This is a genomic window from Brevibacterium sediminis (assembly GCF_013623905.1).
GTDB classification, from domain to species: domain Bacteria; phylum Actinomycetota; class Actinomycetes; order Actinomycetales; family Brevibacteriaceae; genus Brevibacterium; species Brevibacterium sediminis.
This window is the reverse complement of sequence record NZ_JABKDD010000001.1, coordinates 749,192-763,264: the sequence shown is the minus strand read 5'-3', so window position 1 is coordinate 763,264 and position 14,073 is coordinate 749,192. Positions and strand designations below refer to the sequence as shown.

The 14,073-nt window shown below is 64.7% G+C and carries 11 protein-coding genes; 10 read left to right on the top strand and 1 reads right to left on the bottom strand.

The genetic code is table 11. The features are described 5' to 3' along the window. Positions 1-10 precede the first annotated feature (10 nt). Positions 11-301, bottom strand: coding sequence for a YciI family protein (locus HK108_RS03575; RefSeq protein ID WP_181270529.1), 291 nt, complete (start codon positions 299-301; stop codon positions 11-13). 65 nt (positions 302-366) lie between these two features. On the opposite strand from HK108_RS03575, the gene HK108_RS03570 reads away from it, so the two are divergent. From HK108_RS03570 to secG, 10 genes are all read left to right on the top strand, one after another. Continuing rightward, positions 367-2,862: a DEAD/DEAH box helicase gene (locus HK108_RS03570; RefSeq protein ID WP_181270528.1), complete on the top strand. Its 2,496-nt coding sequence runs from the start codon at positions 367-369 to the stop codon at positions 2,860-2,862. Between the two features lie 57 nt (positions 2,863-2,919). Further along, positions 2,920-5,790, top strand: a complete 2,871-nt coding sequence (uvrA, locus tag HK108_RS03565) for an excinuclease ABC subunit UvrA (RefSeq protein WP_139467441.1) — start codon at positions 2,920-2,922, stop codon at positions 5,788-5,790. A 5-nt stretch (positions 5,791-5,795) separates the two neighbouring features. Next, entirely contained in the window at positions 5,796-7,655 is a 1,860-nt protein-coding gene (uvrC, locus tag HK108_RS03560) for an excinuclease ABC subunit UvrC (RefSeq protein ID WP_139908081.1), read from the top strand. An 84-nt stretch (positions 7,656-7,739) separates the two neighbouring features. Continuing rightward, entirely contained in the window at positions 7,740-8,630 is an 891-nt protein-coding gene (gene rapZ / locus HK108_RS03555) for an RNase adapter RapZ (protein ID WP_373284074.1), read from the top strand. A gap of 1 nt (position 8,631) precedes the next feature. Next, positions 8,632-9,627, top strand: coding sequence for a gluconeogenesis factor YvcK family protein (locus tag HK108_RS03550; protein WP_101544310.1), 996 nt, complete (start codon positions 8,632-8,634; stop codon positions 9,625-9,627). 25 nt (positions 9,628-9,652) lie between these two features. After that, positions 9,653-10,636, top strand: a complete 984-nt coding sequence (gene whiA / locus HK108_RS03545; RefSeq protein WP_139467292.1) for a DNA-binding protein WhiA — start codon at positions 9,653-9,655, stop codon at positions 10,634-10,636. A 9-nt stretch (positions 10,637-10,645) separates the two neighbouring features. Continuing rightward, positions 10,646-11,647: a type I glyceraldehyde-3-phosphate dehydrogenase gene (gene gap, locus HK108_RS03540; RefSeq protein ID WP_181270527.1), complete on the top strand. Its 1,002-nt coding sequence runs from the start codon at positions 10,646-10,648 to the stop codon at positions 11,645-11,647. Further along, the gene (locus HK108_RS03535; RefSeq protein WP_181270526.1) at positions 11,644-12,861 is read left to right on the top strand and encodes a phosphoglycerate kinase; all 1,218 of its coding nucleotides are present in this window, start codon (positions 11,644-11,646) and stop codon (positions 12,859-12,861) included. Before gap ends, HK108_RS03535 begins: the two co-directional genes overlap by 4 nt. Before the next feature lie 14 nt (positions 12,862-12,875). Then, complete coding sequence (tpiA, locus tag HK108_RS03530) at positions 12,876-13,661, top strand: triose-phosphate isomerase (protein ID WP_181270525.1); 786 nt, start codon at positions 12,876-12,878, stop codon at positions 13,659-13,661. Positions 13,662-13,716: 55 nt separating this feature from the next. Next, complete coding sequence (gene secG / locus HK108_RS03525) at positions 13,717-13,962, top strand: preprotein translocase subunit SecG (RefSeq protein WP_101544300.1); 246 nt, start codon at positions 13,717-13,719, stop codon at positions 13,960-13,962. Positions 13,963-14,073: the final 111 nt, after the last annotated feature.

Sequence of the window (14,073 nt, the reverse complement as noted above, 5' to 3'; positions counted from 1 at the left end):
AGTGCGACGCTCAGCCCTGGGCGAAGGGGCCGAACACGGGAGTCCATTCGCGGATGTCCGTCGACTCGATGACACCGAGCGAGGCATAGGGATCGGCGGCGAGGTGGCCTTCGACCTCCGCACGGTCGGCAGCGTTGAGGATCAGCAGCCCTCCCGGCTGCGGATCGTTGTCCAGGGGACCGGAGGCGAGGATCGTCCCGGCCTCATTCAGCTCCGCCTGCCAGCGGCGATGCGCAGGGCGGTGTTCCATCCGCGTGTCCGTAGCGGGACCATAGTGGTAGGTGACGGCGAAGACCGGCATATGTGACTCCTCGGTGTCGAGCAATAGGATGGAATCAGTCTAATCGGAAAGGTCTGTGCATCAGCGTGGCCAGATTGCAGGAGATCCCAGCGGAATTCGCTGACGACGACACGATCTACGAGTCCTTCGGCGAATACTGCCGAGAGATCGGTGTCGAGCCTTACCCGGCTCAGGACGAGGCGTTCCTCACGATCCTCGCCGGAGACAATACGATCATGGCGACCCCGACCGGCTCGGGGAAGTCACTCGTCGCTCTGTTCGCTCTCTACCAGTCCTTCACCCGCGGGATCCGGTCGTACTACACGGCCCCGCTCAAGGCCCTGGTGAGCGAGAAGTTCTTCTCCCTCATCGACGCTTTCGGCGCCGAGAACGTCGGGATGATCACCGGCGACTCCACCGTCAACCCGGAGGCGCCCGTCATCTGCGCCACGGCGGAGATCCTGGCCAACCAGGCGCTGCGCGAAGGCGGAATGCTCGACGCAGGAATGGTCGTCATGGACGAATTCCACTACGTCGCCGACCCCTCCCGCGGTTGGGCCTGGCAGGTGCCCCTCCTCGAGATGCCGCAGACCCAGTTCGTCCTCATGTCCGCCACCTTGGGCGACACCACCGACATCCGACGGACGATGACGGAGACGACCGGACGCGACTCCTCCGTGGTCACCTCGGCGACCCGGCCGGTCCCGCTCGACTACGAATATTCGACGGAGACGCTCTCGGACACTCTCCGCGGACTCGTCCGCAACGACAAGGCCCCGGTCTACGTCGTCTCCTACTCTCAGAACGGTGCCATCGACCTCGCCACCAACCTGCTCTCGGTCGACCTTGCCTCCAAGGAACAGAAGGCCGCCATCGCCGCAGCCATCAAGGGCTTCACCTTCGGCAAGGGATTCGGGACCAGTCTGCGCAAACTGCTGCTGCACGGCGTCGGCGTCCACCACGCCGGAATGCTGCCGAAGTACCGCCGCCTCATCGAACAGCTCGCGCTGAAGGGACTGCTGCTCGTCATCTCCGGCACCGACACCCTCGGTGTGGGCATCAATGTGCCCATCCGCTCCGTGCTGCTGACCGGACTGACGAAGTTCGACGGGCGGAAGATGCGCCGACTCAGCGTCCGCGAGTTCCAACAGCTCGCCGGACGTGCCGGCCGCGCCGGATTCGACACCCGCGGCTACGTCATCGCCCAAGCCCCCGAACACGTCATCGACAACCTCAAGGCGGATGCCAAAGCGGCCAACGATGACAAGAAGAAAAAGAAGAAGGTCAAGAAGAAGGCCGCCCCGGTCGGCTTCGTCGGCTGGTCCGAAGAGACCTTCGCAAAACTCATCGAAGGCGAATCCGAGACCCTGCGGCCGCGGATGAAGATCGACCATTCGACGATCCTCAACCTCGTCGCCCGCCCCGGCTCCGATGTGTCGACGATCAGCGACTTCATCGACAAGACACATGAGACAAGGGAACGCCGGCTCGACCTCAAACTCACCGCGATCAGCATCGGACGCTCCCTCATCGACGCCGGACTCATCGAGGTCCGCGGCAGCGAACTCATCGCCACCCAGGACCTCGGCCCCCAGTTCGCGCTCAACCAGCCCCTGGCTCCTTTCGTGCTTGCCGCACTGGAGCTTCTCGACGATAACGACGACACCTACGCCCTCGACGTCGTATCCATCGTCGAGGCGACCACCTCGGTGCCGTTCCAGATACTGAAGGGCCAACTCGACCGGATCAAGGGAGAGACCCTGGCTGAACTCAAGGCCGAGGGCGTCGAATACGCCGAACGAATGGCGATCCTCGACGAGATCGAAAGTCCCGCACCCCTGGCCGAGATGCTCGACCCGGCCTTCGACCACTTCGTCGAGACTCATCCCTGGCTGCACCGAGGCGGCTTCGAACCCAAATCCGTCGTCCGCGACATGCTCGAGCAGGCCATGGGCTTCACCCAGTTCGTCGGCTACTACGGTCTCGCCCGGGCCGAGGGCAGCCTGCTGCGCTACCTCACCGACGTCTACCGCGCACTGCTCCACAACGTCCCCGCGGAGAACAGGACCGAGGAACTCGAGACCATCATCGAATGGTGTGGTGAGACCATCGCCCGGACGGATTCGTCGCTGCTCGACGAATGGCGGACCCTGCAGGGACTCGACCCCACCGAAGCCGCCGACGAGCTGCCGGCACTCGACCGCCGATTCTCCGAGAATACGAAGGTGTTCACCGCAGAGGTCCGCAATGCCCTGTTCCACCGAGTGCTGCTGGCCGAACGTGCTAACTACACGGAACTCGGCCGCCTCGACGCCGAATCCGGATTCGACTCCCGGGCCTGGGAAGACGCGATCGAGGACTTCTACGACGAATACGGGGAGCTCATCGTCGACCAGAAAGCCCGCGGTCGGGAATATATCGACATCAGCCCCGGTTCAGACACATGGAGCGTCCGACAGATCCTCGCCGATCCCGACGACAACAGGGACTGGGCCATCGACGCCGAGGTGGACGTGGCCGCCAGCGACGAATCCGGAGATATCGTGCTGCGCATCCTCTCCGTCGGGGAGATCGGCAGATGAGCCGGAAACCGCTGCGAATACAGCAATGTCAGTGCCGAGTAATACAGTGGTCAGGTGATGAAAACCAATAACGGTGAGCAAGTGACAGGCGTCTCCCATCTCGACACCCTGTGGGTCAAGGGAGCGCGAGCACACAATCTCAAGAACGTCGAGATCGCGCTGCCGCGCGATTCGATGGTCGTGTTCACCGGCTTGTCCGGTTCCGGCAAATCCTCGCTGGCCTTCGACACGATCTTCGCCGAGGGGCAGCGACGCTACGTCGAATCCCTGTCCTCCTATGCACGGATGTTCCTCGGGCAGATGGACAAACCCGACGTCGACTTCATCGAAGGGCTGTCTCCAGCGGTGTCGATCGACCAGAAGTCGACATCGCGCAATCCGCGTTCGACCGTCGGCACGATCACCGAGGTCTATGACTTCCTCCGCCTGCTGTGGGCGCGGATCGGCATCCCGCACTGTCCCGTCTGCGGTGAGGTCATCACGAAGCAGACCCCGCAGCAGATCGTCGACCAGCTGCTCGAACTCGAGGAGCGGACGAAGTTCCTCGTCCTCGCTCCCGTCGTCCGGTCCCGCAAGGGCGAATTCGTCGACCTCTTCACCGACCTGCAGTCCAAGGGCTTCTCCAGGGCCATCGTCGACGGCGAGCAGATCAGCCTGAGCGAACCGCCGACCTTGGAGAAGCAGTACAAGCACACGATCTCCGTGGTCGTCGACCGCCTCGTCGCCAAATCGGGAATGCGCCCGCGGCTGACCGACTCCGTCGAGACCGCCCTGGGGCTCGCCGACGGACGCATCGACATCGAACTCGTCGACGAAGGCACGACCCGCACTTTCTCCGAGCACATGTCGTGCCCGAACGAGCACCCGCTGACGATCGACGAGATCGAACCCCGCTCGTTCTCCTTCAACTCGCCCTTCGGCGCCTGCCCCACCTGCGACGGCATCGGCACCCGCCTGCAGGTCGACGAAGATCTCGTCGTCCCCGACGAGGACCTCAGCCTCGGCTCCGGGGCCATCGCCCCCTGGTCGGGAGGCAAACAGGTCTCGAAGTACTTCAACCGTCTGCTCAAGGGCCTCGGCGACGAACTCGGCTTCGATATGAAGACGCCGTGGAAGAAGCTGCCGAAGTCCGCGAAGACCGCGATTCTGACGGGCAAGGACTACAAGGTCCACGTCAAGTACAAGAACCGCTTCGGGCGTGAACGCACGTACTCGACGGGCTTCGAAGGCGTCTACCAATACATTCAGCGCAAGCACGAGGAAACAGAATCCGAGTGGTCGCGGGAACGCTACGAGTCCTATATGCGCGAGATCCCGTGTGCCAGCTGTGACGGTACGCGCCTCAAACCGGAGATCCTCGCCGTCAAGGTCGGAGACAGGTCCATCGCCGAGGTCTCCGAACTCGCCCTCGACGAAGCGGCTTCCTTCCTCGGCTCCCTCGAGCTGAGCTCCCGCGATGCCGCCGTGGCGGCGCAGGTGATGAAGGAGATCAACGCCCGCCTCGGTTTCCTCCTCGACGTCGGCCTCGACTACCTCAGCCTCAACCGGGCCGCCGGTACGCTCTCCGGCGGTGAGGCCCAGCGCATCCGCCTGGCCACGCAGATCGGCTCCGGCCTCGTCGGCGTCCTCTACGTCCTCGACGAGCCCTCGATCGGACTGCATCAGCGCGACAACCGCCGACTCATCGAAACGCTCAACAAGCTCAAGGATCTCGGCAACACCCTCATCGTCGTCGAACACGATGAAGACACCATCGAATCCGCCGACTGGATCGTCGATATCGGACCCGGTGCCGGCGAGCACGGGGGCGAGGTCGTCTACTCCGGTCCCGTCACCGGCCTCAAGGATGCCGAAGGATCGATCACCGGCGACTATCTCTCCGGCCGACGAGCGATCCAGATCCCGCCGACCCGCCGCCCCGTCGACAAGGACCGGATGGTCACCGTCGAGAAGGCCGTGGAGAACAACCTGCGCGACGTCACGGTGTCCTTCCCCCTCGGTGTGCTCACCGCCGTCACCGGCGTGTCCGGTTCGGGCAAATCGACTCTGGTCAACGAGATCCTCTACACACAGATGGCCAACGTCCTCAACGGCGCCTCCCGGGTGCCGGGACGGCACAAGCGCGTGACCGGCCTGGACAATCTCGACAAGGTCGTCCACGTCGACCAGTCTCCGATCGGTCGCACCCCGCGGTCGAATCCCGCGACCTACACCGGCGTCTTCGACCATGTGCGCCGGCTGTTCGCCGAAACCGAATCGGCGAAGGTCCGGGGCTATCTGCCCGGTCGGTTCTCCTTCAACGTCAAGGGCGGACGCTGCGAGAACTGCAGCGGCGACGGCACGATCAAGATCGAGATGAACTTCCTGCCCGACGTCTACGTCCCCTGTGAGGTCTGCCAGGGCGCCCGGTACAACCGGGAGACCCTGGAAGTCACGTTCAAGGGCAAGAACATCGCCGAGGTCCTCGACATGCCCATCGAGGAGGCCAACGACTTCTTCGCTGCGATTCCCGCGATCTCGCGACACCTCAAGACCCTCGTCGAGGTGGGGCTCGGCTATGTCCGACTCGGCCAACCGGCCACGACTCTCTCCGGCGGCGAGGCTCAGCGTGTCAAGCTCGCCGCCGAACTGCAGAAGCGCTCCCGCGGTCGCACCGTCTACGTGCTCGACGAACCGACGACCGGTCTGCACTTCGAGGACATCTCGAAGCTGCTCATGGTCCTCCAGGGACTCGTCGACAAAGGCAATACGGTCATCGTCATCGAACACAACCTCGACGTCATCGGCAATGCCGATCACATCATCGACCTCGGACCCGAGGGCGGCCGCGGCGGTGGGCAGATCATCGCCCAGGGCACTCCCGAAGAGGTCGCCGAGGTGGCCGAATCACACACCGGACGGTTCCTCAAGCCGATGCTCAAGTTCTGATCCGAATGCCTGATCCATCCACCTACCGTCCGGCCACCGGGTCGATCCCCACATCGGCCGGGGTCTACAAATTCCGTGACCCCGACCGGCGGGTGATCTATGTCGGAAAGGCGAAGAACCTCCGCAACCGACTCAACTCGTACTTCGCCAACCCTGCCCAGCTGCACCCGCGCACCTCGACGATGGTCCACACCGCGAACTCGGTGGAGTGGACCGTCGTCGACACCGAGGTCGAAGCTCTGCAGCTCGAATGGACGTGGATCAACGAGTTCAACCCGCGGTTCAATGTCATGTTCCGCGACGACAAGTCCTACCCCTACCTCGCGATCACGATGAATGACGAGGTGCCTCGGGCCTTCATCACCCGGGGAAAACGACGCAAGGGCGTGAAGTACTTCGGTCCCTTCGCTCAGGTGTGGGCGATCAAGGACACCCTCGACCTGCTGCTCAAGGCCTTCCCGATGCGCACCTGCACAGCAGGGGTCTACCGGCGGGCCGAACGCAGCGGCAGGCCCTGCCTGCTCGGATATATCGACAAATGCGCCGCTCCCTGCGTCGGTCAGATCAGCAAGGACGATCACAAGGACTTGGCCCGCAGCATCTCCGACTTCATGTCCGGAAACACCGGCCGGTTCATCAGCCACCGGCAGAAGGAGATGGCCAAAGCCGCGGCCGAACTCGACTACGAACGCGCGGCCGGTCTGCGCGACGAGATCTCCGCCCTGCAGAAGGTCCTCGACAAATCCGCCGTCGTCCTGTCGGTGAGCGCCGACTGCGATATCTTCGCCCTCGTCACCGAGGAGCTCGAAGCCTCCGTCCAGGTCTTCCACGTGCGCCAGGGTCGTATCCGCGGCCAACGCGGCTGGATCATCGAACGCTCCGATGATCACACGCCCGCGGAACTGACCACCGACTACCTGCGACAGGCCTACTCCGGACTCGATGCCGATGCGATTCCGAAGGAGATCCTCGTCGACACACTGCCGGCGGATCTGGAATCCCTGGAGGCCTGGCTGAGCGAGCAGCGCGGTTCGCGGGTGACCGTGCGGGTACCCGAGCGCGGGGAGAAGAAGGCGGCCCTGGAGACCGTGGGGAAGAACGCGAAGGAAGCGCTCATCCAGCACAAGCTCAAACGCTCGTCCGACCTGACGACCCGCAGCCAGGCTCTCAAGGAGATCCAGGAGCACCTCGACCTGCCGGAAGCACCGCTGCGCATCGAATGCATCGACATCTCCCATACCCAGGGCTCGAACGTCGTCGCCTCCCTCGTCGTGTTCGAAGACGGAATGGCGAAGAAGCGCGACTACCGACACTTCGCCATCCACGGTGAAGCCGCGGCCGACGACACGGCTTCGATGTACGACGTCGTCTCCCGTCGCTTCAGCCGCTACCTCGAACAGATGACCTCCGAGGAGCCCGATGAGCGCTTCGGCTATCGACCCAGCCTCCTCGTCGTCGACGGTGCCGGCCCGCAGGTTGCGGCAGCGACGCGGGCACTGACGGATCTCGGCATCGTCGACATCTCCGTCGTCGGTCTGGCCAAACGGCTCGAAGAGATCTGGATACCGGACGATCCGTTCCCGGTCATCCTCCCACGCAACTCCGAAGGGCTCTTCCTCATGCAGCGCCTGCGTGATGAGGCCCACCGCTTCGCCATCACCTATCACCGGTCGAAACGTGCGAAGGCGATGACGAGTTCCGTGCTCGACGACATTCCGGGTCTCGGAGAGTCGAAGCGCACCGCTCTGCTGCGCCATTTCGGATCTGTGAAGAAGGTCCGTGCTGCCACCGCCGAGGAGATCTGCGAGGTCAAGGGAATCGGTCCCTCCCTCGCCGCGAAGATCGTCACGGCTCTGGCCGACTGAGCTCTGCGATTCTGCCCTAGAGTAGTGCCGAGAGGTACAGTGCCCACCGACCGATCGGGCACGGACAGAGGAGGACGAGTGAGCGTGCAGGCCGAATCGAACGGATCCGACCACCCCATCGAGGTTGTGCTCGTCACCGGCATGTCCGGAGCAGGCCGCACCACCGTGGCCAATGTGCTCGAAGACATGGACTGGTATGTCGTCGACAACCTTCCGCCGCAGATGATGCGTCCGCTCGTCGAACTCGTCGCCCGTGCCGACGGCGCCCTGCCGAAGATCGCCATCGTCATCGACGCCAAAGGGCGGACGAAGTACACCGAACTGCAGGAGACGATCAGCGATTTCGTCGATCAGGGTCTGTCCCTGCGCATCGTCTTCCTCGACGCCTCCGACGAAGTCCTCGTCCGACGTTTCGAATCGACCAGGCGGCCCCACCCACTGCAGGGGGAGGGGACCCTGCTCGACGGCATCGAAGCCGAACGTGCCGAACTCGAGTCCCTCAAACACCGCGCCGATATCATCGTCGACACCTCCGACCTCAACGTGCACCAGCTCTCCGCGGAGGTGCGCAAACGCTTCAGCGACGACGACACCCCGCCGCTGCGGCTGACGGTGATGAGCTTCGGCTTCAAATACGGCCTGCCCAAGGACGCCGACCACGTCGCCGACGTCCGCTTCCTGCCGAATCCGTACTGGATTCCCCATCTGCGCGGACACAACGGACTCGACTCCGATGTCGCGGCCTACGTCCTCGAGCAGAACGGCGCCGAGGAATTCATCGAACGCTATGCCGCAACCCTGTCCACCGTCGCCGAGGGATATCTGCACGAGGGCCGCGGCTACGCGATGATCGGCATCGGCTGCACGGGCGGCAAACACCGTTCCGTGGCGATCAGCGAAAGGGTCGGACGACTGCTGTCGGCCCAGACCGGGATCCCAGTGGCCGTGCGTCACCGCGATCTGGGAAGAGAATGACATGGAGACCGAAGATCTGCCCGTCATCTCCACGGGCGCTCAGAAGGACGGTCCCAATATCGTCTCCTTCGGCGGCGGTCACGGACTCTACGCGGCGCTGAGGGCGTTCCGTCTGCTCACCGAAGACCTCACCGCGGTCGTCACAGTCGCCGACGACGGCGGCTCATCCGGACGACTGCGCGACGAACTCGGCGGACTGCCTCCCGGCGATCTGAGGATGGCTCTGGCCGCACTCTGCGACGACGGCACGTGGGGCCAGACCTGGCGTGATGTCATCCAGCACCGGTTCGAATCGACAGGTGAGCTGCACGGTCACGCGGTGGGCAATCTGCTCATCGCAGCACTGTGGCAGATCCACGGCGACCATGTGGCCGGCCTGGACTGGATGGCCCGGCTGCTGCGCGCTCACGGTCGAGTGCTGCCGATGTCCTCGGTGCCGCTGACGATCGAAGCCGATGTGAAGTTCCCCGGCTCCTTCCAGGTCGTGCGCGGACAGTCCGTGCTCGCCTCCACGATCGGCCACGTCGAGACCGTGCGCCTCGACCCGGCTGCCCCACCGGCCCGCTACGAGACGATCGAAGCCGTGGAGGAGGCCGAGGTTCTCAACCTCGGCCCCGGCTCCTGGTACACCTCAGTGATGCCGCACCTGCTCGTGCCTTCGCTCGCCGAGGCGATCGTGGCCTCGACAGCGGTGAAATCCCTCACGCTCAACCTCAGTTCCACCGACGGTGAGACGAAGGACCTGAGCCTCGGCGAACACCTCGTCTCCCTCCACCGTCATGCCCGCTCACTGACCTTGGACTATGTTCTCGTCGACGAGGCGGCCACCGAACTCGAACCCGACCTGCCGCAGCGGGCCGAGGACATGTTCGGAGCGAAACTCTGGGAACGTCCCCTGCGCTCACGGAGGCAGGGACAGCATGACAGCCTCAAGCTGGCGGCATGCTACCGTGACATGTTGTTGGACGCCGGGATCGGCGTCGCCGAGCAGTGGTAGAACTTCAGGTGCAGGAGGACGAGCTATGGCACTGACCGCTCAGGTCAAGGACGAGTTGGCGCGAGTGAAGATCACTCGCACCTCCGCCCGCAAGGCCGAGGTGTCCTCGATCTTCCGCTTCTCCTCCGCCCTCCACCTCGTCAACGGCTCGATCGTTCTCGAAGCCGAACTCGACACTGCCCAGGCCGCCAAACGGCTGCGAGCGGAGATCAAGGATCTCTACGGTCAGCATGCCGACATCGTCGTCATCAATGCCGCCGGAATCCGCCGCTCCAACCGCTACCTGCTGCGCGTCACCCGTGACGGGGGAGCACTGGCCCGCCAGACCGGACTCGTCGACAACCGCGGCCGTCCCGTGCGCGGACTGCCCTCGGCCATCGTCAACGGCTCCGTCGCCGATGCCGAAGCCGCCTGGCGCGGAGCCTTCCTCGCCCACGGATCACTGACCGAGCCGGGGCGCTCCTCGGCGTTGGAAGTCACCTGCCCCGGCCCCGAGGCGGCTCTTGCCCTCGTCGGCGCAGCCCGCCGACTCGGACTGAGTGCGAAAGCCCGCGAGGTCCGGGGAGTCGACCGCGTCGTCATCCGCGATGGCGACGATATCGCCGCGCTGCTCACCCGCATGGGCTCCCACAGCGCCGTGCTGGTCTGGGAGGAACGGCGGATGCGCAGGGAGGTCCGCGCGACCGCGAACCGCCTGGCGAACTTCGACGATGCGAACCTGCGTCGCTCGGCACGGGCCGCCGTGGCCGCCGGCGCCCGGGTCGAACGCGCCCTGGAGATCCTCGGCGACGACGTCCCCGAACACCTCCGCTACGCCGGTCAGCTTCGCGTGACCCACAAACAGGCGTCCCTCGAAGAGCTCGGTCAGCTCGCCGACCCGCCGATGACGAAGGACGCGGTGGCCGGCCGGATCCGCAGGCTGCTGTCCACTGCGGACAAGCATGCGGAAGAACTGGGAATTCCCGGCACCGAAGCCAGTCTGACCCCGGAAATGCTCGAGGATCGCTAAGATCGAGGCATGAGACGAATCGCCATCAACGGCTTCGGCCGCATCGGCCGTGCCCTGTTCCGTCTGTCCCTCGAACCCGATGCTGATTTCGAGGTCGTGGCCATCAACGATCTCACCGATACGACGACCCTGGCTCATCTGCTCTCCCACGACTCCGTGTGGCCTCGCTTCGACCATGATGTCGACGCCGCCGACGAGGCGATCATCGTCGACGGACGAGAGATCGCGGTGACGAGCCAAGCCGACCCGTCCGCCATCGACTGGAGTTCGCACAAGGTCGAACTCGTCGTCGAATCCACCGGACGCTTCACCCGGCAGGACCAGGCCGAGGCCCACCTCGGCGGCACCGTGCAGACCGTCGTACTCTCCGCCCCCGGAAAGGACGTCGACGCGACCCTCGTCATGGGCGTGAACGAAGACACCTTCGATCCGTCCGCGCACTCCGTCGTCTCGAACGCCTCGTGCACGACGAACTGCATGGCCACCGTCGTCAAGGCGCTCGACGACGCCCTCGGCGTCGAATCCGGTCTGCTCAACACCGTTCACGCCTACACAGGCGACCAGATGCTCGTCGACGGACCCCACCGGGACCTGCGTCGCGCCCGAGCCGCCGCCGTCAACATCGTGCCGACCACCACCGGAGCCGCACGCACCGTCGGCCGCGTCATGCCCCACCTCGAGGGCAAGCTCGACGGACTCGCCGTGCGTGTACCCGTGCCCGCCGGATCGATCATCGACTTCACCTTCACCACCTCCACGAGCGCCGACCGCGACGAGGTCAACGCGTTCCTCGCCTCCGCCGCGGACGGATCGCCCTACCTCGACTTCTCCACAGACGAACTCGTCTCCAGCGACATCGTCGGCACCACCGCCTCGGCGATCGTCGATTCCAAGCTCACGATGGTGCTGGGCGACCAGATCAAGGTCGTGGCCTGGTACGACAACGAGTGGGGATACACGAACCGACTCAAAGACATGGTCAGCTACATTCTCAGCGAAAGGGACTCATGAGGACATTCGACGATGCGGGCATCTTCGCCGGACACACGGTGCTCGTCCGCAGCGATCTCAACGTGCCGATGGACGACGGCACCATCACCGACCGCGGTCGCATCCTGGCCTCGGCCGGAACGATCAGGTCCCTCGCCGAGGCGGGAGCCAAGGTCATCGTGATGTCGCATCTGGGCCGGCCGAAGGGAGAACCGGATCCGCAGTTCTCACTGGCCCCGATCGTCCCCGAACTCGCCGAAGCCATCGGCCGTCCGGTCGCCTTCGCCGCCGACACCATCGGTGACGATGCGCAGACGAAGGCCGCAGCCCTGTCCGACGGTGACGTGCTGTTGCTGGAGAACCTGCGCTTCAACCCGGGCGAAACGGCGAAGGACGATGCCGAGCGCCAAGAATTCGCCACCCAGCTGGCAGCGCTGGCCGACGACTTCGTCTCCGACGGATTCGGCGTCGTCCACCGCAAGCAGGCCTCGGTCTACGACATCGCCGGCCTCCTCCCGCACTATGCCGGCTCACTCGTGCGTGCCGAAGTCGAGGTCAGCGACAGGCTGCTCAACAACCCCGAACCACCGTTCACCGTCGTCCTCGGCGGATCCAAGGTCTCGGACAAACTCGGCGTCATCGACAACCTCATCGACCGCGCCGACAATCTGCTCATCGGCGGGGGAATGGTCTTCACCTTCCTCGCCGCACTCGGCCACGACATCGGATCGAGCCTGGTCGAGAAGGACCGTATCGACGACGTCAAGGGCTACCTCGAACGCTCCCGATCCGGTGGTGCACGCATCGTCCTGCCCACGGACATCGTCATGGCCGCCTCCTTCGCCGCCGACGCCGAGCACTGGGTCCGGCCCGTCGCCGAACTCGAAGACACTCCGGCCGGAGGCGACGGCCTCGGCCTCGACATCGGCCCCGAATCGGCTCGCGCCTATGCCGAGATCATCGCAGGCTCGACCACTGTGTTCTGGAACGGGCCGATGGGCGTCTTCGAGTTCCCGGCCTTCGCCTCCGGCACCAAAGCCGTAGCCCAAGCTCTGGCCGACGAAGGCCACAACGGGGGACAGAGGCTCACCGTGGTCGGCGGCGGCGATTCCGCAGCCGCCGTGCGCAGCCTCGGCTTCGCCGATGACGCCTTCGGCCACATCTCCACCGGCGGAGGTGCCAGTCTCGAATATCTCGAAGGCAAGACCCTGCCCGGACTCGACGTACTCGGATGAGGAAGACAGACACCATGAGCGACCGCACCCTGCTGCTGGCAGGCAACTGGAAGATGAACCACGATCATCTGGAGGCGATCTCCGCTGTCCAGAAGCTCGCCTGGGCACTCGAGGACGCCAAACTCGACGACAGCGACTGCGAAGTCGTCGTCATTCCGCCGTTCACCGACATCCGTTCGGTGCAGACACTCGTCCAGGGGGACAAGCTGTGGCTGAAGTACGGTGCCCAGGACGTCTCCCAGCACGCTCCCGGAGCGCATACCGGAGAGATCGCCGCATCGTTCCTCTCCCGCCTCGGCTGCAGCTACGTGGTCATCGGCCACAGTGAACGCCGTGCCGACAACCACGAGACCAACGAGGTCGTGGCCGCGAAGATCAAGGCCGCACTTTCGGCCGAACTCACACCGATCCTCTGCGTGGGGGAGTCGCTGGAGCAGCGGCAGGAGAAGAGCCACGTCGAATTCACCCTCGGACAGCTCGACGAGTCGCTGGCCGGATTCGACGCCGCCGACCTCTCCGGCCTCGTCATCGCCTACGAACCCGTCTGGGCGATCGGCACCGGAGAGACAGCCACGGCCGCCGATGCCGCCGAGATGGCGTCGGCCATCCGCGCGCGCATCGGTGAGAAGTACGGCGATGCTCTTGCCCAGACCACCCGCATTCTCTACGGCGGGTCGGTCAAGGCCGACAACGTCGCCGAGATCGTCGCCTCCGCGGACGTCGACGGCGCACTGGTCGGAGGTGCGAGCCTCAGCGGCCCGGACTTCGCCGCTTTGTGCAAGGCCGCAGTCGCGAAGTAGACTGACAGACGCATCATTCGACGAAACACTCGACGAAACATAGGTTGAATCCGACGTGGAAATCCTCAACATCATTCTCATCGCTCTGCTCGTGCTCACGAGCATCTTCCTCACCCTGCTGATCCTCATGCACAAGGGCAAGGGCGGTGGCATGTCCGACATGTTCGGCGGCGGAATGTCCTCGTCGCTGGGGTCCTCGGGCGTCGCCGAGCGCAACCTCAACAGGTTCACGACGCTCATGGCGATCATCTGGGCGGCCTGCATCATCCTGCTGGGCGTCCTCACCCGGTTCAACTCCTGAGCCATCGCGGCCCGCTGATGCCGAGACCGTGAGACACCGACACCGAGGCGACGCCCCGGTGGACGAATGAGAAGGACCCCGACCGAATCGGTCGGGGTCCTTCTCTGTTCG

What these genes read in the sequence shown, in the direction of transcription:
- HK108_RS03575 (WP_181270529.1), bottom strand. Translation starts at nt 301, where the DNA reads ATGCCGGTCTTCGCCGTCACCTACCACTATGGTCCCGCTACGGACACG.
- uvrA (WP_139467441.1), top strand. Translation starts at nt 2,920, where the DNA reads ATGAAAACCAATAACGGTGAGCAAGTGACAGGCGTCTCCCATCTCGAC.
- uvrC (WP_139908081.1), top strand. Translation starts at nt 5,796, where the DNA reads ATGCCTGATCCATCCACCTACCGTCCGGCCACCGGGTCGATCCCCACA.
- HK108_RS03550 (WP_101544310.1), top strand. Translation starts at nt 8,632, where the DNA reads ATGGAGACCGAAGATCTGCCCGTCATCTCCACGGGCGCTCAGAAGGAC.
- whiA (WP_139467292.1), top strand. Translation starts at nt 9,653, where the DNA reads ATGGCACTGACCGCTCAGGTCAAGGACGAGTTGGCGCGAGTGAAGATC.
- gap (WP_181270527.1), top strand. Translation starts at nt 10,646, where the DNA reads ATGAGACGAATCGCCATCAACGGCTTCGGCCGCATCGGCCGTGCCCTG.
- HK108_RS03535 (WP_181270526.1), top strand. Translation starts at nt 11,644, where the DNA reads ATGAGGACATTCGACGATGCGGGCATCTTCGCCGGACACACGGTGCTC.
- tpiA (WP_181270525.1), top strand. Translation starts at nt 12,876, where the DNA reads ATGAGCGACCGCACCCTGCTGCTGGCAGGCAACTGGAAGATGAACCAC.